The sequence below is a fragment of the Colwellia psychrerythraea 34H genome (assembly GCF_000012325.1).
GTDB classification, from domain to species: Bacteria; Pseudomonadota; Gammaproteobacteria; order Enterobacterales; family Alteromonadaceae; genus Colwellia; species Colwellia psychrerythraea_A.
Genome location: NC_003910.7, coordinates 5,169,617 through 5,190,624 on the forward strand (window position 1 = coordinate 5,169,617; position 21,008 = coordinate 5,190,624).

Here is a 21,008-nt window from a genome sequence, read left to right on the forward strand (position 1 = left end):
ATGAAGCAAAGAACAATCAAGCACGGTTATAAAGTTGCAGGCTGCTTGTATAATTTAGTCAACCATGAAGTATTACCGGGTCTTAACATTCATGCCGATGACTTTTGGAATTCTGTTGCTGAGGTGTTAGCTGAGTTTACTCCGCGTAATCAACAGCTATTAGCGACAAGAGCTAATTTACAAGCGCATATTGATGTTTGGCATACTGATCCCGCCAATCAGCCTTTTAACCAACAGCGCTATGAGTTGTTTTTAAAAGAAATAGGATATTTGGTCACCGAGAAAGCAGATTTTACTATCTCTACTCAAAATGTTGATGATGAGGTTGCCCTTATTGCGGGCCCTCAACTGGTAGTGCCCTTGATGAATGCACGATTTTCCCTTAATGCCGCGAACGCACGATGGGGTAGCTTGTATGACGCTTTATATGGTACCGATGTTATTGGTGACGATAATGGCGCGAAACAGACTAAAGATTTCAATCCTATTCGCGGACGTAGAGTGCAAGCATACGCGCGCAGATTTTTAGATGAAACTTTACCGTTAACCCGTGGTAGTCATATTGATGCGGTGAAGTACCATATCGTCAAAAAAGCCTTTACTGTGACCCTTTTCACTGGTGAACAAGTGCAGTTAAAAGAGGCACAACAGTTTGTTGGCTACAAAGGATCTACCGCTGCTCCCTCTATCCTACTTTGCCGTCATAATGGTCTACACATTGAGATCCAAATAGATAAAGACAATGTTGTCGGCAAGACCGATGCCGCTGCTGTTAAAGATGTAGTATTAGAGTCGGCGTTAAGTACTATTCAAGACTGTGAAGACTCTATTGCCGCGGTAGATGCCTCGGACAAAACCTCGGTTTATCGTAACTGGTTAGGTTTAATGAAAGGCGACCTTGCTGAGATTATTCAAAAAGGCAGTAGAACCATCACCCGTACCTTAAACCATGACCGCAACTATTTATCGCCTGACCAGAAAGAAATCACCCTGCCAGGAAGAAGCCTGCAATTCATTCGTAATGTAGGTCACTTAATGACCACAAATGCTATTGTCACAGCAAAGAATGAAAAAGTACCTGAAGGCATTGTTGATGGCCTCATCACCAGTTTAATTTCACTGCACGATTTAAAGGGCACCTCGAAATTCAAAAACTCTAAACAAGGCAGTATTTACATTGTAAAACCTAAAATGCATGGCCCTGAAGAAGTTGCCTTTAGCCATGATTTGTTTAGTGCCATTGAACGTCATTTGGGCTTAGCCCAAAACACCATAAAAATGGGTATCATGGATGAAGAACGTCGCACTTCTGCCAATTTAAAAGAGTGTATACGCGCCGCACAAACACGCCTTGCGTTCATTAACACTGGCTTTTTAGACCGCACCGGTGATGAAATTCATACCAGTATGCATGCGGGCGCTATGGCTCAAAAAGCCTTGATGAAAGATGAACCCTGGATAACAGCCTATGAAAATAGAAATGTAAGAATTGGTTTGCAAGCAGGCCTGCAAGGTAAAGCGCAAATTGGTAAAGGCATGTGGGCAATACCGGATCAAATGTCGGAAATGGTTAAAAGTAAAATAGCCCATCCAAAATCGGGGGCAAATTGTGCTTGGGTTCCCTCGCCAACTGCCGCTACGTTACACGTAATGCATTACCACAAAGTCAATGTTCAAGAGATTCAAAGTGCCATGCAAGCCGAGTTTTCTTTACCGGGAACTATTGATGATTTAAGTGAGTTATTGACTATCCCTTTACTTAAAAATCAAACCGAATTATCAACAGCGGCAATTCAAAAAGAACTAGACAATAACATTCAAGGTTTATTGGGGTATGTGGTTCGTTGGGTGAATCAAGGCATTGGTTGCTCCAAAGTACCTGATATCGACAATATAGCCCGCATGGAAGATAGAGCAACCTTACGAATATCAAGTCAACATGTTTGCAACTGGCTTCATCATGGTGTGATCAGTGACAGCCAAGTACTTGAATCACTACAGCGCATGGCTGAAGTTGTTGATCAACAAAATGCTGCCGATAGCAGCTACATTGCTATTGGGACAGATTTTGGGGAAAGTATTGCTTTTAAAGCTGCCAAGGATCTTATTTTCCAAGGCAAAGAGCAGCCAAGCGGCTATACCGAACCGTTATTACACCAAAGACGCCAAGAAGTTAAAGCCATGTACTAACTTTATTTACAACAATTTAAGCACAGCGCTTATTTAACATCATCGTTTTTAAAAGCCACATTACTTGCAACGCCGGTAATGTGGCTTTTGCTTTATAAGTTAATGACAAAACTCAACGCGAGCAATCAAGCATAACTTCGATTAAGTCAAAGTATTTGTTATGAATACTATGGCTGCCAGATAACATTTGTTATAAAATTGTTTACTGCATCATCAATGAAGTTATGAGGTATTTGTGTCGGTAAAAAAAGAATCTGTAGGGCAAGTTCGCCAAAGAAATGTTGCACTTATTTTAACAGCGGCCAAAACAGAGTTTGTTACACATGGCTTTAAAGGTGCGTCAATTAAACGCATCGCTGAACGTGCAAATATTCCTCGAGCAAATATCCATTATTATTTCGATGACAAAACTGATCTTTATCAGCAATTACTCACTGAAATAATTGTCAGCTGGAATACTAGTTTCGATACCTTAAGCATTGATGATGATCCTAAAACAATTCTTACTGCTTATATTCATGAAAAAATCATGCATGCCAAACATGATCCTGATGGATCAAAAATATTTGCCAGTGAAGTCATTCATGGCGCGCCTATTCTTAAAGACTATTTGCATACTGAATTTAAGCAATGGTTAGATGAAAAAATCACCATCATTGAAACCTGGATTAAACAAGGTCAAATAGATGTAATCAACCCACATCACTTGTTATTCCTTATTTGGAGTTCCACCCAGCATTATGCTGACTTTAATGTGCAGGTATTGGCTGGTTTTGGTAAAGAGGCAATGAACGATGATGATTTTGATGATGTAATCCAGTCACTGACTTCAATTATCCTAAAAGGCTGCGGTTTATCTTAAGCCAAACAGTGGTGTTTATCTCACTAAGCTAGAAGATGCTTCGCCATCCCTGACAACTTTACTGGCATTGTTGACATGATTTATTGAAAAGCTTACTGTCATCTTAGTTTTGAACGTTCCTAGACCTTGAGAATAAATAATAGAAACTAACCTATGAAAATTGAAGAGATAATGAGTGAAGAAGTCACTTGTATAGATTTAGATGACAGATTATCTGTTGTTAGAGAACTATTCATTAAGCATAAGTTTCACCATTTAATGGTTACGGATAGTAAAAATCAACTAGTAGCTGTTATTTCTGAAAGAGATTATTTAAAAGCGACCAATTCAAATATAGAATTACCCACAGCTAATGAAAAAGATTTGGCGATGTTAAACAAACGCGTTCATCAAATTGTCTCGAAAAAATTAGTCGCCATTAAACAATTCAGTCCTTTTAGTGAAGCAATAAAGACCTTTCATGATACTGGCATGTCTTGTCTTCCTGTAATCAATAGCAATAACCAGCCTGTCGGAGTTATCACCTCTCGAGATATAATTAAGTGGTTATATAGTAAAGTTAACTCACCTAAATCTTAACTTTTATGGTACTAAACGGTGTATGGTTATTGGAATCATCGACGTGATATCCGATGAATACCCCTCTAAAAATAGTAAGTTTGATGTTCGTAACTGACCTGCGAACATAACCAACCAGTATTTCAGCCCCTCAAAAAAGCAAAATCTAGCATCTGTTACCGTAAAACGCCCAGATTTAACGCTTCAAAAAGCACTTTGAGTTCCACATAGTGGAATATTATTGGATGAAATTTTACAAAAAAGCGTTTTTTATTTCATTATGTGAAAAAAAAGACCATCGAAAGATGGTCTTTTTTCATTAATAAAACTTTTTTTAAGATTTTATTGGTGTAACGCGTCTTTTAAAGCCGATAAACATAAGGCAACATTCTCGCTTTTAGCCGCATGTCCCATAAGACCTATTCGCCATGCTTTACCAGCAAAAGCACCTAAACCAGCACCTATTTCAAGGTTGTAGTGCTCTAATAAGTAATCACGTATTTTAGCATCATCAGCACCATCAGGAATGTAGATAGCGTTTAATTGAGGTAAGCGCTCTTCTTCCGGTACGATGAACTCAATACCTAATTCTTTCAGTCCTTTAGCTAATACTTCATGTTGTTCTTTATGGCGTGCCCAGCTATTTTCTAAGCCTTCATCATGAAGCATTACTAAGGCTTCATGTAAGGCATATAAAGAGTTTACTGGAGCGGTATGGTGGTAACTACGCTTACCTTCACCAGACCAATAGCCCATCACTAAGGTTTGATCTAAGAACCAACTTTGTATTTGAGTTTTACGATTTTGAACTACTGCTACAGCCTTAGGGCTAAAGGAAAGAGGCGATATGCCTGGTACACAAGACATACATTTTTGTGTACCCGAATAGATAGCGTCTATGCCCCATTCATCCACTTTCAGCTCTACACCTCCTAATGATGTCACTGCATCAACAATCGTTAAACAATCATGCTCTTGCGCCATTTTACATAGGGCTTTGGCATCTGAAAGCGCCCCCGTTGACGTTTCTGCATGAACAAAGGCTAAGAATTTAGCATCAGGATGGTCATGTAACGCAGCTTTTACCTTATGAGTTTCAACTGCACGCCCCCAAGGAGAGTCAACAACCACGGCCTCTGCACCTATTCTGGTAACGTTCTGAATCATACGGTCACCAAAAACACCATTGCGACAAACAATCACTTTGTCGCCCGCTTCAACTAGGTTTACAAAACAGGCTTCCATCCCTGCAGAGCCCGGTGCTGATAAGGCGATAGTGAATTCATTTTTGGTTTGAAAAGCGTATTGAAGTAGCGTTTTTACTTCATCCATCATACTGATAAATAACGGGTCTAGATGACCAATCGTTGGCCTAGCCAATGCAGACAATACTCGTGCACTTACATCTGAAGGCCCAGGGCCCATTAAAATTCTTTGTGGTGGGTTGAATGATTTAAATGTCATAATTGCATTACCTTCTATTTTAGTTTTAATTTTTAGTTGTGTTTATAAAACAACCTGATGTATCGTAGTAAATCGCAACCTGACACATGTGTCAAGTTACGAAAAAACAATGAAACTTGGATATATTGAAAAAAATTAAAATTAAAATTAAAATCATAACTAAAATTACATTGAGAGAGACAATATGAAAATTTCAGTACCACTTACCGCCCTTGCATTAACCGTTGCGTTAAATGCACCAATGGTTTCAGCAGAGATCTGGGGAAATACAGAAGTACAATTACAAGCACTAGGTGAATTAGAACGAGTAGGTACCGGTGGCACCGCTGACACTACCATCATCACCTTCCAACATGCTGGTGGCTGGGAATATGGCGATAACTTCTTCTTTATGGATTATTCTCGTTACTCAGTAAATAACGATGCTAACTTCCCGGTAGCAGATTCAAGCGAGCTATACGGCGAGTGGTATTCAAACTTTAGCTTGGGCGCAATTAGCGGTAATGATCTTAGCTTTGGTCCAGTAAAAGATATTGGTGTTGTTGCTGGTTTTAACTTCGCCCCTGAAGTAGACAGCGCTTGGGTATTACCTGGTGTTAGATTCGCCTTAGATTTACCAGGTTTTGCTTTTGCACAAATTGATGTGACTGGTTATATCCATCAAGGCGGCGGCAGTGCAGATTCCCCTGTCTTTACCGTGGTTGATGAAGACTCTAGTTTTATGGTTGATTTTGCTTGGGCATATCCCTTTAAAATTGGTTCAACAAGCTGGAGCATCGAAGGTCATCTAGAATACATTGACGGCCGCACTCAAGTGAATAACTTTGGTACTACAGAGCTAGAATCATGGATTTTATTTCAACCACAAATTCGCTTAGATTTAGGTGAAGTATTAGGACAAAAAGCACAGCGTTTATTCGTTGGTATTGAATACCAATACTGGAAAAATAAACTAGGTGAGAAAGGTACTGATGATAATGCTGCACAGCTTCTTGCTGTATGGCGTTTCTAATAGGTTAATAACCTATTTATACCCGTTACCATTCAAGATGCATGTTTCAGAGTGCTTGAGCAATGTCAATTCAAGGCGCTGTGATGAAATAATGGTTGTTCCATTATAATTCACAGCAATGATGAAGTGATGTAGCTCAAGCGCTTCTTTGATGGGTTTAAAATCATTTTATACGTCGTTAAATAACCAAACCATAGAATGACTATGCTTAAATTATTTACCTTGTCTAAAGTGGTTTTAATTCCCACTGAATCCGGCACTTTGATTGGTAATGGGTATAGACCCATAAATTAAAATAAGCTGCCGATTTCATTATGTTTATTGGCAGCCTTTTTATTATTCCTATTTGTTGAAAATCCTATACTGAATCCCACTACTGTGGCGCGGTATTTTGCATGCTTTAACCCTATTTATATCTTGATTAACAGGTATGGGGGTGCTTTCTCGATGAAAGGTGTATTTCACTGATTTATCTAAAGCTTATTAAAACAAAAACAACGATATAACTTTATCAATAACTAATACCAAACAGATTAATTTTAGTACTCAACAAACTCCCCCCAAAGAAAGCGTTGACTACCGTATTAACTTCTAACCTTAAAACTATAAAAAGTAGGTCAAAATGTCTGATTTTAAACAAGCAGCACTGGATTATCACGCCTTGCCAACGGCTGGGAAAATTGCCATTGCTATCACAACACCCGCCGAAACCAGTGCTGATTTATCGCTCGCTTATAGTCCTGGAGTCGCTGAACCTTGTCGAGAAATAGCCAAAAATCCTGATGATGTCTATAAATACACAGGTAAAGGTAATACCGTTGCCGTTATCTCAAACGGTACTGCTGTTTTAGGTTTAGGTAATTTAGGGCCAATGGCCTCTAAGCCAGTAATGGAGGGTAAAGCATTATTGTTTAAACGCTTTGCTGACATTAATTCATTCGATATTGAAGTAACGCATAGAACACCTGAAGAGTTCATCAATACGGTCGCTGCTATCGCGGATAGTTTTGGTGGTATTAACTTAGAAGATATCAAAGCACCTGAGTGTTTTATAATTGAAAAAGCACTAAATGAGCGTTGTAAAATACCGGTGTTTCATGATGACCAGCACGGGACTGCTATCGTGACGGCGGCTGCCATGATTAATGCCTTAGAAATACAAAATAAGAAAATTGAACAAGCTGATATCGTTTGTTTAGGTGCCGGTGCGGCTGCGATTGCCTGTATGGAGTTGCTGATCCAATGTGGCGCAATTCGTGAAAAAATATATATGCTCGACACGAAAGGGGTTATCCATACTCGCCGTGATGATTTATCTGAATATAAAACCCGTTTTGCCAATAACACCGACAAACGAACTTTAGATGATGTTATTGAAGGCGCTGATGTTTTTCTTGGTGTTTCTGGCCCTAACTTGCTTAACACAGAGCAGTTAAAGAAAATGGCAGACAACCCAGTTGTGTTTGCGTGTTCTAACCCAGATCCTGAAATAAAACCTGAACTAGCACACAGTGTTAGAAGTGATTTAATTATGGCGACCGGTCGCTCTGATTATCCAAATCAAGTGAACAATGTTCTATGTTTCCCCTTTATTTTCCGCGGTGCTTTAGATGTACGAGCGCGTAAGATTAATAACGAAATGAAAATAGCTGCGGTCCATGCAATTAGAGAACTAGCCAAGCAAGACGTGCCGAAAAGTGTTTTAAAAGCAAGTAATGAAAAGGAATTGTCCTTTGGGAAAGGTTACATCATTCCTCGCCCAATGGATCCAAGGTTATGCAAAAATGTTGCCTTAGCAGTTGCTAAAGCTGCGGTTGATTCAGGCGTTGCTGCTTTACCTTTGCCTGATAACTATATGAATGATACTTAAAATTTTTTATTCATGTTTAAGTCTAACTCTTAAATTATTCATATAAAACAACATGAAAATCCTTATTTTCATTTTGTTAATTACAAGAGTGACTATTTAAATAATTAAATCGTCACTTTTTATTTCTATTTATATAACAAAGATTTAAAAAAATAAGTAGCCGCTATTACGTTACGATGAGTCAGCACAAACAATAACTTGCACCTAGGTTATAAAAAGCCCAACGTCTTCATAGCACTAAACACTGTCATTCAGTTTCATTAAACCGACTTCGATCATCAATTATTTTTTAAATTTTTAGTCATAATCATAGCAACGACATTAAACTGGTTAATTTGTTCGCTTGAAAGAGAGTTTTGCATGGTTTCAATGATACCTTTCTCAATTGCTAACATTTGGTTTAGGATCTCTTGACCAAGCGTTGTCAGTTCAATTACTTGGCTTCTACTATGCAAACTAGATTGCAGACTAATTTAAAGAAATATTAGGAGATTATGATGAGATATAAACATGTAAAAGCAGGTGAATCAGAACGATACAATCTAGCAGGAGGAGAACTTACCTCAATTCTTGCAACAGGTTTAGATACAGACAATCAAGTGTCTATTTTTGACAGTAAACTTCCAAAAGGAAATGAGGCTCCTTGGCATTATCACGAAATTGATGATGAAATTTTTTATATTATTTCAGGTGAAGTAGAGTTTGATGTAGAAAAAGAAAATTTTCTAGCTACAGCTGGTGACTTAATTATCGCTGGGCCTAACGTGAGTCGACGTTTTAAAGCTATTTCAGATAGTCACTTACTGGTAATAAATACACCTTCAGGTCCATCTGAAAATTTTATTAGAGATATTTCAACGTTTTCAGATGACAATCCTCCTACGGATAAAGACAAAAAATCATTCATAGAAAAATATAAAATCCATATTATTTAGTTTGGCTATATCACTTGAGTTTTCAGTAAAACATACGATAAAACGGTTAATGTTGATGCCGATAAATTACTAGGAATAACATATTAGCCCTAGTAGTTTATTCGTTATTTATTGCTACTTTTTATAGCTAAATCATGAATACTACAAAAAACACATCTAATAACGAATGATTCGTATCCAATTATATTTTATTTTATAAAAATGTTTTACAATCCTCAAAATGTCACTTCAATACTGACAAAACTCCCCCTATTAAGTTAGCTAAACGGGTATTAAGTTCGCAGAGGACTTATCTTGTTTTCTAGCTTAGGGCTTTCAATGCTAGTTCTAGGTAAAATCATGAATATAAGAAAAACTTTTTTTTGGCTACATTTAATCATAGGCTGTAGTGCGGCTATTTTTATTTTTTTAATGTCTATCACCGGTGTTGCCTTAACCTATGAACGTCAGATGATTAAAGCCGCCGAACGTAGCGATTATCCTGCAGCGCCAACAGCATCAAATAACAAGTTACCCCTGTCGCAACTTTTGATTATTGCTAAACAGTACCCGAGCAAAAAAATCGCTAACGTTGTGGTAGAAAATCAGCCTAATGCACCGATTATTATTAAAGATGGCAGAAAAACACTCGCTTACCTTAACCCTTATACTGGGGCAGAAATAGCGATACCGGGTCAAGGCACAAAAACCTTTTTCCGTAAATTAAGAGCTTTTCATCGTTGGTTAACCTTAGATGGAGATTTCAGTCAAACAGGTCGAGAGGTTAATGGTATTGCCAATGTCATTTTTATTGTTTTAATTCTTTCAGGGCTATATTTATGGCTACCTAAGCGCTTTAACAGCAGAGCATTCAAGCAAAGGTTAACCTTGTCTGGAAATTATCCTAACAAGAGTGCGAGAAATTACCAATGGCATAATGTTTTTGGTATTTATATCGCGCCGGTACTTTTTGTAGTGGTGGTAACTGCGGTATTCTTTTCCTATAAATGGCCGGGCCAAACACTTAAAAACTATGTCTCAACAGAGTCAGTGTCACTTGCTAAGCCTGTTGAAGTGTCTGCTCAACAAAGCGCGTCCCAACTAACTATTACTAAACAATTAACCAAAATAAGACAATATTATCCACAGTGGCAAAGCATTCAATTTTCATTAGATAATGCGCCGACTAGCAGCAAAATTTACCGTGTTGATATGGGTAATGGTGGTGAACCACAAAAACGTATCTCAATATTATTAGATTCTACAACAGGGGATCTGGTTCAAGAACAAAAATTTGACCAACTATCTACTTACAGCAAGCTACGTAGCTACATTAGGTTTCTTCATACCGGTGAAGTCTTCGGACCATTTGGACAAACTATTGCTGGTTTGGCTTCGCTATTTGCATGCTTATTGGTGTATACCGGCGCGATGCTTTCTTGGAGGCGTTGGAAAAACAGTCAAAAAGTAAGCGGCACTGTATCCGCGCAAGTAAATTAACTATGACTAAAGAGGGTTGGTCTAAGTAGAGCTTTAAGTGGCTCTACATAATTGGTGTTATTTGTCTCGTTTATATAAAGACTCGATTGTACTTGTGGCAATAGTGTTCGCATTAATCATATAACCCGTTAACGCGCCTGACGCCTCTTGTGGCAACTCAAGCTTCTCTACTGATAGTGCATGAACAGTAAAGCGGTAATGGTGAATTCCGTGGCCTTCTGGCGGGCAAGCACCACCAAACCCGCGGTAACCGAAATCATTTGCTATTTGCACGCTGCCCTCAGGTGCTGAGCCTTTTTTGGCACTGCCAGCGCCTGCGGCTATTTCGTTCACAGTATGAGGAATATTCACTATTTGCCAATGCCACCAACCACTGCCTGTTGGTGCATCAGGATCATAGGCAGTAATGGCAAAACTTTTCGTACCTTCAGGAGCACCTGACCATGCTAGCTGTGGCGATAAATCCCCGCCGCTACAACCAAAGCCATTAAATTCTTGGGCTTTAGCCATAAATTCTCCCTCTGCGATATCTTTACTTGATAAGGTAAAAGTATCTGCCAAGGTGATAGAAGAAAAACTGATTGAGAGCAAGGTAACTAATGTGAGTGACTTAAACATAACGATGAACCTTATTTAATGAATTACTAAATGGTGATTGGCAATAGATGGTTAACTATAGATAACTATTCTAGCGATATCCCATATAATTCATAGTATCGATACTGCTAAGTTTCGCCCTACCCGTTTTTTTTGGTAAGTTTTATATAAACTTACACATGCCATGACCTAAAGAACGACTAGGTCTTTGGGTGTAACCATAACGGCTATAGAAGGCCTCTTTTCCCTGTGCTGCCAACAAACCGATAGTAGAGCCTTGGTTAGTGGCATCAGATAAATAGCCTTCTATCTTAGCCATTAAAGCCGCGCCAATACCCAACTTTTGGTAGCTTGGGTCGACAATCACATCCTGAATATAAAAATACATAGCGCCATCACCAACGACTCTTCCCATACCAACAAGTCGGTTATCATGCAAAATGATCACATGGAATAAGCTATGATTTAAACTTTTTTCAGCGAGGTTCGCATCAAGATCGCCCCATCCCACTTTGCTGCGTAATGTCAGAAAGTCTTCAACTGTTGGGCTGTCTAATTTTAAGCAAAATTTATCTGCTAACACTGTCATCTCCATTTATTCTAGGCAGCTTAATCGTACGCTCAACCAATCAAACATTAGTACTGTCGTAATAAATCACTTTAACGTTCTGAGCAGAAAATCAAAGTCTGTTACTAAGTTAACTTAACTACTAATACTTTCACATAATAAACATCATTTTTATTTTAAGACTATTTTTTAACATTATGTTATTGGCTAGCTAATTTTTAGAAAGCAAAAAATGGCTGTTTAAATGAATAAACAGCCATTGTGAATTGTTGCCCTTGAAACTTTAGCTAAAAAGTAGTGTTATAAGTTGAAGTAAGTAACCTGCCCTTTAGCTTCAGCTAATTCAGCAGCGACTGAGGCTACAGCTAAATCCTGTAAGCCAACACCAGTACCATCAAACAAAGTAATATCTTCTGCTGATGTTCGGCCGGTTTTAGTACCGTTAATTACTTCGCCAATTGGCACAATGTCGCTTTGTTGAATGAGCTTTTGTGCAATCGCATGTTGAGCTTCACCCAGAGTAATTGATTGCGCTAATTCATCGGTAAAGACCTTAGCTACTGCCAGTAGCTTAGCATCAACTTCTTGCTTGCCTACAGTGTCGGTTCCCATACACGCAATGTGAGTACCGGGCTTGATCCAGTCTTTATCTATTAGCGCCTCAAACGCTGAAGTAATGGTAATAATGACATCCGCTTGAGCACAAAGCTCTTCACGCGTTACTGATTCAAACGGTAAACCTAATTCTTCAGCCACCGCAGCAAGCTTAGGTATTTGCTCAGGGTGGAAGTTCCAGCAAACAATTTTTTCGAACTCACGTTGTTCAACAGCGGCACGTAATTGAAAAGTTGATTGGTGACCTGCACCTACCATACCTAGCACTTTTGAATCTTTACGAGCTAAATGCGCAATAGAAACGGCAGAAGAGGCAGCAGTTCGCACGGCAGTTAAGTAGTTACCGCCAACAAGGGATTTTAACTGGCCGGTATCAGGGTCAAACAAAATCACTGTGGATTGGTGGTTAGTCAGGTCTTTTTGCACATTACCCGGCCAGTATCCCCCTGATTTTAAGCCAAGCACCATACCGTCACGGTCGAAGCCCGATTTAAAACCATAGAGGGCATCCGCATGACCAATGGCTTCACGTATTACCGGAAAGTTGTAGGCGGTATTTTTCGCCATTGCAGAAAATACGTTTTCTACTGCGGTAAAGGCATCTGCTCTACCCATAACTTCTTGGCAAACCGCTTCTGAAACAACTGATACGCCCTTGTTAACGGGTAAAGAGTTTTTATGTGAATGGTTTTCTGGTGCATGGTTTTCTTTTGAATCACTCATAATTAATGTCCTATAAAAATAGCAAAACCCTCAACAAAGGCCGAGGGCATAAATAGCTTTTAAAGATGAATGTTTAGTACGCTTTACCACGTGCAGAAACTGGCCATAAGGTTTCTACTTTGCCATTACGTACACCAACATAATAATCGTGAACGTTACACGTTGGATCACAATGCCCAGGGACGAGTTTTAGCTTTTCATTAATTTTTAGTACGCCGTTAGCATCTGAAATAACACCGTGTTCATCAGAACACTTGATGTATTCAACATCATCACGACCAAAGATGTACGGTAAACCACTATCTACTGATTGCGCTTTAAGACCTGCATCACAAATAGCTTTGTCAGCTTTGGTGTGGCTCATAACAGACGTTAAGATAAATAATGAGTTTTCAAATTCTGAAATTCGCTCACCTTTTTCATCATGAATGCGTTGGTAATCAGCATCCATAAAAGCGTAAGAACCACACTGTAATTCATTGAAAACACCTGAATTACCTTCAAAGTAATATGAGCCTGTACCGCCACCACCAACGATGTCGCACTCAAGCCCTTCTGCTTTAAGCATGTCGATTGTTCGAGCAACCATGCCAACAGCGATGTCAATCTTCTCTTTACGTTCTTGGTAACTTTCCATGTGCTGCATAGCGCCTTGGTAAGCTTGAATACCAGAAAAAGTTAGACCTGGTGTTGCCGCAATCGCTTTAGCGATATCAACAACGGGCTGGCCTTCACTTACACCACAACGACCCGCGCCACAGTCAATTTCAACTAAACATTCAATTTGCGTGTCATGTTTATTAACCGCAGCTGCTAATTCAGCAACATTTTCAAGATCATCAACACAAACCAAAGTACGAGCGCCAAGTTTAGGTAAACGTGCTAAACGATCTATTTTTGCTGGTTCACGTACTTGGTTAGATACTAAAACATCTTTAATGCCGCCACGTGCAAAGACTTCGGCTTCTGATACTTTTTGACAACATACACCACAGCTATCACCCAGCTTTTCTTGTAAAAATGCTATATCAACAGACTTATGCATTTTGCCATGCACACGATGACGAACCCCCATCTCTTTAGCGAATTGTCCCATCTTGGTAATGTTACGCTCTAACGCGTCTAAATCGACAATCAAACAAGGTGTTTGAATGTCCGCTTCATCCATACCCGGAAGGGCCGGAACGTCATAACCTACTTCTAAATCATTTACTTTTGTCATCTTCTTCTCCAAAATTTTAATTAGTATTTAGATAATTTTTAGATCGAGCTTTTGTATAATTTTTAATTTGAACCAAAATTTAATTTTTTTGACGGCTGTACTTATTGGCCTATTTATTCATCCAAGGTAATTTGTCTAAATCGACATTACCGCCAGTCAGAATTACCCCGATACGCTTGCCTTTAAATACCTCGGGATTTTTCAAAATAATCGCGAGTGTTACCGCGCTGCTTGGCTCCACTACAATTTTCATGCGGATCCAAATAAGCTTCATTGCCGCGACAATTTCGTCTTCGGTTGCCGTTAAAATATCGGTGACATGGTTTTTAACAAAATGCCAAGTCAGATCTTTAAGTGGAACTTTTAGACCATCGGCAACTGTCTCTGGAGCATCGTCAGCAATGATATGACCCGCTTTAAATGAGCGCGCAGCATCATCTGCATTCAAAGGCTCTGCCGCATAAATTTTGATTGTCGGATTAGTAGTAGAGAGTGTTAAGCAAGTACCTGATATCATGCCGCCGCCGCCAATTGGCGCTACCACAGCATCTAAATTAAGTACCTGATTAACCAGCTCTTTTGCACAAGTGGCTTGGCCAGCGATAACGCGTGGGTCGTTGTAAGGATGAACAAAGTCTGCACCTGACTCAGCAACAACGTCAGCAAAGACGGCTTCGCGTGAACTAGTAGAAGGCTCACATTCAACAATGACTCCGCCATAGCCAATTACGGCATCTTTCTTAGCTTGCGGCGCTGTACGCGGCATCACTACGGTAACGGGGATGCCACGTCGTCCAGCGGCATAAGATAACGATAAAGCATGGTTACCTGATGAATGTGTAGCCACACCAATTTTTGCTTCAGCGTCTGTTAAACCAAAAACAGCATTACAGGCTCCGCGCACTTTAAAAGCGGCTGCCTTTTGCAAGTTTTCACATTTAAAAAATAACTCAGCACCTGTTAATTCATTAAGGAAACGTGAGGTTAATACTGGGGTTTCGTGAATATAGGGTTTAATACGTTCGTGGGCTACGAGTACATCCTCGTAGCTTGGAATATTCATGGTTTGGTTAGGTGAACTGCTCATAGGTGCCTCTTAATATCTCTTGCGGTATTAACCGTCATATTAGTCATGGCTTTAGCCGTGACATTAATCGTGTGGTAATACCAACCTCACTAACTTAGTGATCATTTCTACTGGTTAAATAGCCAACTACTTCGTTATTTATTTAATAATTATAACAACTAGTTATTGCAATAAATGCCTTATATTTCGCCATTTTTCCTGCGTATAAAATAGATCACATAATTAATGAAACTGGTATAAGTCGTATTTATCTATATGAGTCTTAAGGTGACTCGTAATTTGTAGCTGATGTTTATTTTCTTAGTCATTTTTTGCTTCTATTTCACCTTATGGAAAACAACTAGTTCAGGCAAACAAGATGAATTCCACCATGTGAAATAATGACTTTGTATACCGAGTAATGCCTTCCACACCACTGATAAATAAGGGGGTATATGAATATCGAGTTCAGTGCAATTTACATATTCCACTATGTGAAATCGACGAACTCGCATTAATGATGGCTTTTGTCGGTTTAAGCTATATATTTAAATCAAAACCAACATAAAGTTGACACAAGAGTCAAGAAAGGGGATGTTATAACAATCCAATTAATTAATAATTCAAATTTAATGAGCGTAAACCTTCAAAAGCAACAATGTTATTGGGTGTTTAGAGCATTTAAAAAGATCACTTAGTTAGTTTGATATTCGATAAATTTTTAAACTGAGCGGCAATATTATGACTAAAGTTAAACCCGAATCTCGCATTCAAGTAATAGATAGAGCAGCCACATTACTCGATGCTATTTCACGCTATACCATGCCGGTAACACTAAAAGCGCTTAGTGCCGATACTAATTTAGCGCCATCTACTGCTTTTCGAATATTACATTCTCTTATCGATAATCACTTTGTTGATCGAGACAATTCAGGTAAGTACCAGTTAAGTGGTCGACTCATTAGACTCAGTAATTATCAATCTCAACACGTAGATTTTCGCAAAGTGGCATTACCTTATATGGAAAAACTACGAGATAAGTTTGGTGAAACGATTAACCTCACCACGCGTGAAGGCGATGTGATCATTTACGTAGAAAAAGCCATTCCCAATAGAATGATGCATGTTCAACAAATTATTGGTAGCCGAGCGCCGCTTCATGTAACAGGCGTTGGTAAAATGATGTTAGGCATGGAAGGCAGCGAAGGAATTAGTGGTTATGCCCATCGCACAAATTTACCAACCTATACTCGTAAAACATTTTCAGACATAGAAAGCTTAGAGCGCGAGTGTATGCACTGTGTTGAGCAAGGATTTGCCTACGATAACGAAGAAGCCGAAATAGGTGTAGGTTGTATTGGCGTGCTGTTATATGACAGATACGGTGAAGTTGTTGCTGGGTTATCGGTGTCAGCACCGATAGATAGACGTAAAGATGAATGGGTCAAACACTTAGTCAAAGCAGGTAAGTCAATTTCCATTGAACTTGGCTTTGTTAAAAACCAACAGCCAATTAAAGAAACCAGTTAAGCAAAGTTTACAACAGCAAGGGTATTTTCTCACCGCCAATATTTTATCTCTGCGGCATACCCACCCCCCATCACAACGGAGCTTGGGGTAATACCCAAACTACTGCAAACAGCATGGTTCAGTTGGAATTAGAAACGTTTTAGGCAAGGCATTGGTTGAAGAGAATGGTTGTTCCCTTCTCAAAATTAATAACGCAGCCAAAAATGTTTCTAAACCAACCCTGTGGGGATTTCTGAGCAATTCATGAACCTCGTTGCATCCGTTTTTAAGGGAATGACAATTAATAAAAAGATGCGCCTTGCTCATGAGTTGCTCACTATCCTGAACGAGCATTTTGAAGTGGCTTGGGTATAAACCAGATTTAAAATTAAAGAGTGGAAACTATGTTAACAATAAATAGACTAAACCAAACGGAAGCAAAAACGATAATTGACGGCGCGGTGAATAAAGCCAATGAACTTGGCGTGCCTATGTGCATTGCCGTGGTAGATGAGTCAGGTAATTTAATTGCCTTTGAACGCATGGATGGCGGTAAAGTACACAGTATTACCATTTCACAAGATAAAGCTTTTACCGCGGCATCAGCGCGTAAGGGTACCCATGAATTTAATAAGGCCTGCATTCCAGGACATAAAAATAATTTATTTGGCATTCATACCGCTCTAGGTGGCCGTATGTGCATTGTTGGCGGTGGTTTGCCCATCACCTTTAATGGCAGCGTTGTTGGTGGTATTGGCGTGAGTTCAGGTTCACCCGAGCAAGATTTAGGCTGCGCGCAAGCAGGTGTTGATAGTTTTAGTAAAACCTATGGCTAACTAATCAAGCGAAAGTGAGTGTTACACTTTGAGGTATATTCATCTCAGTATGACTCACTTTTGCCTATTTCAAAACTCACACACTACCTCGGTAAACCCATCCTGATGACAACCAACGTTACCCCTTGCCAGATTAAATTTTGTTTTTACCACCGAACTACCCTACTATTTAGTCTTAATACCTCAGTTTAACAATCACTTCGGAAATATATTAGTGCTACGTCCTTCAAATAAAATCAAAATAATTATCGCTACAATACTGCTCGTTATCATTGCATCGGTTATTTACAGTGTTACTCAACAGGAGCCTGAGCTCCCTAAAATGACAGTACAAGAGAAAAAAGCAAGATTTAGAGCGTTAATCATTCCTGCTGTTAACATTGTTTACACGAAACTAATGGCTAGATATGAAGAGATTAAAACAACACTTGATGCCGGTAAAACGAGTGCTGAGATTGAAAAATTAAAAGTAGAATACAAAGCCACTACCAATGAAAAATTGCTCATGGCACTTAAACCTCACCCTAAAAGTATTGCCATCGCACAAGCGGCAATAGAAAGTTCTTGGGCTACCTCACGCTTTTTTAGAGTCGCTAATAATATCTTTGGTGTTTGGTCTTTTGACAAAAATGAACCTAGGGTTGCTGCTTTAAAAATGCGTGGCGACAAAACTATTTGGGTAAAGAAATACAATTCTATTGAAGATGCTATAGTCGATTACTATCGCACTGTGGGACGTAGCAGCGCTTTTGCTGAGTTTAGAGAAGCTAGAATGCAAACAAACGACCCTTTTATACTGGTTACTAAATTGGATCGTTATTCTGAAAAAGGTAGTCTTTATGGTGAAGAGCTTACTTCAATTATCAAGTTCAATAAATTTAATAAGTATGACGCTGACTAAATCAAGCTGACTACTAAAAAATTCAGTTTATACGCCATAAGCTGACTTTTTTAGTAGTAACGGCCGCTTCAATTAGGTTTCACTAAAGCATAAATCGAACGTAATTGGCGTGTTGAGAGCACCCAACCAGCGGCTTACTTTGAGACGAAATAGGACATCATAGTCAATATATATTAAACTCAATAGCACTAGCCCCTTGGAGGTAGTAATAACTGGTACTTTTTATTCATTATTCGCGATAAAATTTAGCCCTAGTGTTATTACATATTATTTGAAGCGCACCTAACCCCATTTAATCCTTAGGCTAAAAATGAACAATAGTTATTACGTTAAGACCTTATTCTCATTACTATTTTTTTCCAGCACATTATGGTCCAAACCGTCTCACCCTACAGATAAAGTCGTTATACCAACAAATAACTGGTCAAGCCAGCGGGTATTGTCAAACGTTGTTGGTCAGTTAATTGAAAATTTAGGTACCCCGGTAGAGTACATAAACATTAGTGCTGACCGACAATGGGGAGCACTGAAACGTGGAGTTATTCATTTTCAAATAGAAGTATGGGAACCGTCAATGGGGCAAGAGTTCAATAAGCTTGTCGCTAACGGTGATATTATTGATTTAGGAACACATGAAGCCAAAGTAGTAGAAGATTGGTGGTACCCAAAATATGTGGAAGATTTATGTCCTGAATTACCCCAGTGGCAAGCTTTAAATAAATGTAGAGCACTTTTTAAGGGGTCGAAAACAACGGAAAAAGGTATATATTTTGGTGGCCCATGGAATTATGGTGATGCTGATATTATTCGAGCGTTAGGGCTAAAGTTTGCCATTGAACGTTTACCTGATGAATCAGCATTGTGGGAAGCACTTACCCTTGCGATTGAAAAAAAGCGCCCTATCCTCTTGTTAAATTGGAGCCCTAATTGGACCGACAATTATATCGAAGGTGAATTTGTCAATTTTCCTCTGTATACAGAACAGTGTGAAAATATACCCGAGTGGGGACTCAATAAAAAATTAGTTAAAGACTGTGGCAACCGCAGAGGCGGATGGTTAAAAAAAGCAGCGGCGCCAAATTTAAAACAAAAATTTCCTTGTGTATATCACTTAATTCAAAACATTAGTTTTACCAACCGTATGATTACCGATGCATCTTCTTTAGCGGTTATAACAAGGCTTTCAGATCAGGACGCCGCTAATGAATGGTCAAAGAAATATGCTAAAGATATCAAAAAGTGGTCATCGTTAGAGTGTCAGCAATAAACCTCAAAACACATTATTACTGCACACATAACTACTGCATACACAGTGTTGCTTCCTTAAGATTAAACTTGGCATAAGTCAGCAGTAAAATGCCACACGCAACGATAAACGCGGTTAAATATAAAGCGTGATTATAAGTCTGAAACTGTTCGATCAATGCAACGCTGTATAATGGTGCGATAATTTGCCCCACCCCGTAAGCCGCTGTTAATGCCCCCATGATAAAGACTGGATTTTTCTTTGATAGTTGACCGCCAAAATTCATAAACAAAGCAACTAAACCAATAAATGTGGCACCAAAAAGGATACCACTAATAAGATTCATAATTATATTGTTAGAAAATATCGGGATTAAAATCCCGATAATCTGCAACAGCATGGCGATCATCATAATATTAATACTGCCAAAGCGATGTGCTAATCGCATCCATATAATACAAGAGGGAATTCCGGCAATACCTGCGACTAACCATACCCAGCCACCATAACCTGACAAACCATCTAATGAGTTCACTATGTCAGGCAAAAAGGTTGATTGTACGACCATACCAACACCCTCGGTAAAGTAGGCCAAAATAAGAATGATGACCATAGGTGAAAAGAGTGATTTATCAAATTTATGTTTAATTACGTCATTGGTAGGTTGTTTTTCAAAGCGTAAAATATAAGCGGAATAACATGAAAAGAAGCCGCCAAGAATAGCCAATATAAGCCATGCATCTTTCCAGTCTCCACCATAACTAAAGACACCCCGCATCACTAGGTCCGTAATGACGATTGAAAAGCCCAAACCGCTAAAATGTATGCCCATTGCTTTAGTTTTATTGGTCGATTGTAGCTTCAGCATGACAATAGCAGATCCTACAACAAGCGCCATTGCAGCACCAAAACCAGCCAAGAATCGGGCAATAACCCACACTATATCGTTTTCAGTAATACCTAAAACAAAAGAACAAATGACACAAAGCACTAACCCTAATCGGAAATATTTTACCTTGGTGTATATATCTTTAATAAAAATAGAAAAAACTGATCCGCTTAAATAACCGAAGTAATTTATTGAGGCAAGCACACCAGCAAAAGCTATGTTGATCGAGTCTTCCAACATTGCCGGCAAAAGTGAAGTAAAAACAAAACGAGCGACACCAACACCCACAACAAGAGCTAATATACCTGCCAATAAAATTGCATTATTACTCTCTCGGTTGAAGTGCGCCATTTTGCTCCATAAAGATGTTCCTTGCGATATGTTGCAGTGTATAACCAACTGAGATAAATAAGTAAATCACCAATGATGATGAGTAACATATAAAATGTAGATGTGAGTTCAACTG

The 21,008-nt window shown here is 39.0% G+C and carries 18 protein-coding genes; 11 read left to right on the plus strand and 7 right to left on the minus strand.

The window, feature by feature from the left end; translation table 11 throughout:
* From CPS_RS21945 to CPS_RS21955, 3 genes are all read left to right on the plus strand, one after another.
* Positions 1-2,190, plus strand: coding sequence for a malate synthase G (locus CPS_RS21945; RefSeq protein ID WP_011045593.1), 2,190 nt, complete (start codon positions 1-3; stop codon positions 2,188-2,190).
* A gap of 235 nt (positions 2,191-2,425) precedes the next feature.
* Complete coding sequence (locus tag CPS_RS21950) at positions 2,426-3,052, plus strand: TetR/AcrR family transcriptional regulator (protein ID WP_011045595.1); 627 nt, start codon at positions 2,426-2,428, stop codon at positions 3,050-3,052.
* A 153-nt stretch (positions 3,053-3,205) separates the two neighbouring features.
* The gene (locus CPS_RS21955; RefSeq protein ID WP_011045596.1) at positions 3,206-3,631 is read left to right on the plus strand and encodes a CBS domain-containing protein; all 426 of its coding nucleotides are present in this window, start codon (positions 3,206-3,208) and stop codon (positions 3,629-3,631) included.
* A 321-nt stretch (positions 3,632-3,952) separates the two neighbouring features.
* On the opposite strand, the gene CPS_RS21960 is transcribed toward CPS_RS21955, so the two are convergent.
* The gene (locus CPS_RS21960) at positions 3,953-5,074 is read right to left on the minus strand and encodes a pyridoxal-phosphate-dependent aminotransferase family protein (RefSeq protein ID WP_011045597.1); all 1,122 of its coding nucleotides are present in this window, start codon (positions 5,072-5,074) and stop codon (positions 3,953-3,955) included.
* 184 nt (positions 5,075-5,258) lie between these two features.
* Between CPS_RS21960 and CPS_RS21965 the strand changes: the two genes are divergently transcribed.
* The 4 genes from CPS_RS21965 (at position 5,259) to CPS_RS21980 (ending at position 10,370) form a co-directional block, all read left to right on the plus strand.
* Positions 5,259-6,086 carry an outer membrane protein OmpK gene (locus CPS_RS21965; RefSeq protein ID WP_011045598.1) on the plus strand — a complete coding sequence of 276 codons (828 nt, stop codon included), beginning with the start codon at positions 5,259-5,261 and terminating at the stop codon, positions 6,084-6,086.
* A gap of 622 nt (positions 6,087-6,708) precedes the next feature.
* Positions 6,709-7,956, plus strand: a complete 1,248-nt coding sequence (locus CPS_RS21970) for a malic enzyme-like NAD(P)-binding protein (RefSeq protein ID WP_011045600.1) — start codon at positions 6,709-6,711, stop codon at positions 7,954-7,956.
* A gap of 494 nt (positions 7,957-8,450) precedes the next feature.
* Positions 8,451-8,891: a cupin domain-containing protein gene (locus CPS_RS21975; protein ID WP_238383572.1), complete on the plus strand. Its 441-nt coding sequence runs from the start codon at positions 8,451-8,453 to the stop codon at positions 8,889-8,891.
* A gap of 339 nt (positions 8,892-9,230) precedes the next feature.
* A complete protein-coding gene (locus CPS_RS21980; protein WP_011045602.1) occupies positions 9,231-10,370 on the plus strand; it encodes a PepSY-associated TM helix domain-containing protein in 1,140 nt (379 codons plus the stop codon).
* 57 nt (positions 10,371-10,427) lie between these two features.
* On the opposite strand, the gene CPS_RS21985 is transcribed toward CPS_RS21980, so the two are convergent.
* The 5 genes from CPS_RS21985 to bhcB all read right to left on the minus strand — a co-directional run bounded on the left by CPS_RS21985 (position 10,428) and on the right by bhcB (position 15,182).
* Positions 10,428-10,988 carry a YbhB/YbcL family Raf kinase inhibitor-like protein gene (locus CPS_RS21985; RefSeq protein WP_011045603.1) on the minus strand — a complete coding sequence of 187 codons (561 nt, stop codon included), beginning with the start codon at positions 10,986-10,988 and terminating at the stop codon, positions 10,428-10,430.
* A gap of 142 nt (positions 10,989-11,130) precedes the next feature.
* On the minus strand, positions 11,131-11,556 hold the full coding sequence (locus CPS_RS21990; protein ID WP_011045604.1) for a GNAT family N-acetyltransferase: 426 nt from the start codon (positions 11,554-11,556) through the stop codon (positions 11,131-11,133).
* A 279-nt stretch (positions 11,557-11,835) separates the two neighbouring features.
* The gene (gene bhcD, locus CPS_RS21995; RefSeq protein ID WP_011045605.1) at positions 11,836-12,873 is read right to left on the minus strand and encodes an iminosuccinate reductase BhcD; all 1,038 of its coding nucleotides are present in this window, start codon (positions 12,871-12,873) and stop codon (positions 11,836-11,838) included.
* Positions 12,874-12,946: 73 nt separating this feature from the next.
* On the minus strand, positions 12,947-14,095 hold the full coding sequence (gene bhcC / locus CPS_RS22000; protein ID WP_011045606.1) for a 3-hydroxy-D-aspartate aldolase BhcC: 1,149 nt from the start codon (positions 14,093-14,095) through the stop codon (positions 12,947-12,949).
* A gap of 109 nt (positions 14,096-14,204) precedes the next feature.
* Positions 14,205-15,182, minus strand: a complete 978-nt coding sequence (gene bhcB, locus CPS_RS22005; RefSeq protein ID WP_011045607.1) for a beta-hydroxyaspartate dehydratase BhcB — start codon at positions 15,180-15,182, stop codon at positions 14,205-14,207.
* A gap of 720 nt (positions 15,183-15,902) precedes the next feature.
* Between bhcB and CPS_RS22010 the strand changes: the two genes are divergently transcribed.
* The 4 genes from CPS_RS22010 (at position 15,903) to CPS_RS22025 (ending at position 19,674) form a co-directional block, all read left to right on the plus strand.
* Positions 15,903-16,691, plus strand: a complete 789-nt coding sequence (locus tag CPS_RS22010) for an IclR family transcriptional regulator (protein WP_011045610.1) — start codon at positions 15,903-15,905, stop codon at positions 16,689-16,691.
* Between the two features lie 383 nt (positions 16,692-17,074).
* Complete coding sequence (locus tag CPS_RS22015; protein ID WP_011045612.1) at positions 17,075-17,506, plus strand: GlcG/HbpS family heme-binding protein; 432 nt, start codon at positions 17,075-17,077, stop codon at positions 17,504-17,506.
* A 214-nt stretch (positions 17,507-17,720) separates the two neighbouring features.
* On the plus strand, positions 17,721-18,407 hold the full coding sequence (locus CPS_RS22020) for a glucosaminidase domain-containing protein (protein WP_011045613.1): 687 nt from the start codon (positions 17,721-17,723) through the stop codon (positions 18,405-18,407).
* A 310-nt stretch (positions 18,408-18,717) separates the two neighbouring features.
* Positions 18,718-19,674 carry an ABC transporter substrate-binding protein gene (locus tag CPS_RS22025; RefSeq protein ID WP_011045614.1) on the plus strand — a complete coding sequence of 319 codons (957 nt, stop codon included), beginning with the start codon at positions 18,718-18,720 and terminating at the stop codon, positions 19,672-19,674.
* Between the two features lie 31 nt (positions 19,675-19,705).
* Here CPS_RS22025 and CPS_RS22030 read toward each other — a convergent pair whose 3' ends face one another.
* Entirely contained in the window at positions 19,706-20,893 is a 1,188-nt protein-coding gene (locus tag CPS_RS22030; RefSeq protein WP_011045615.1) for a YbfB/YjiJ family MFS transporter, read from the minus strand.
* Positions 20,894-21,008: the final 115 nt, after the last annotated feature.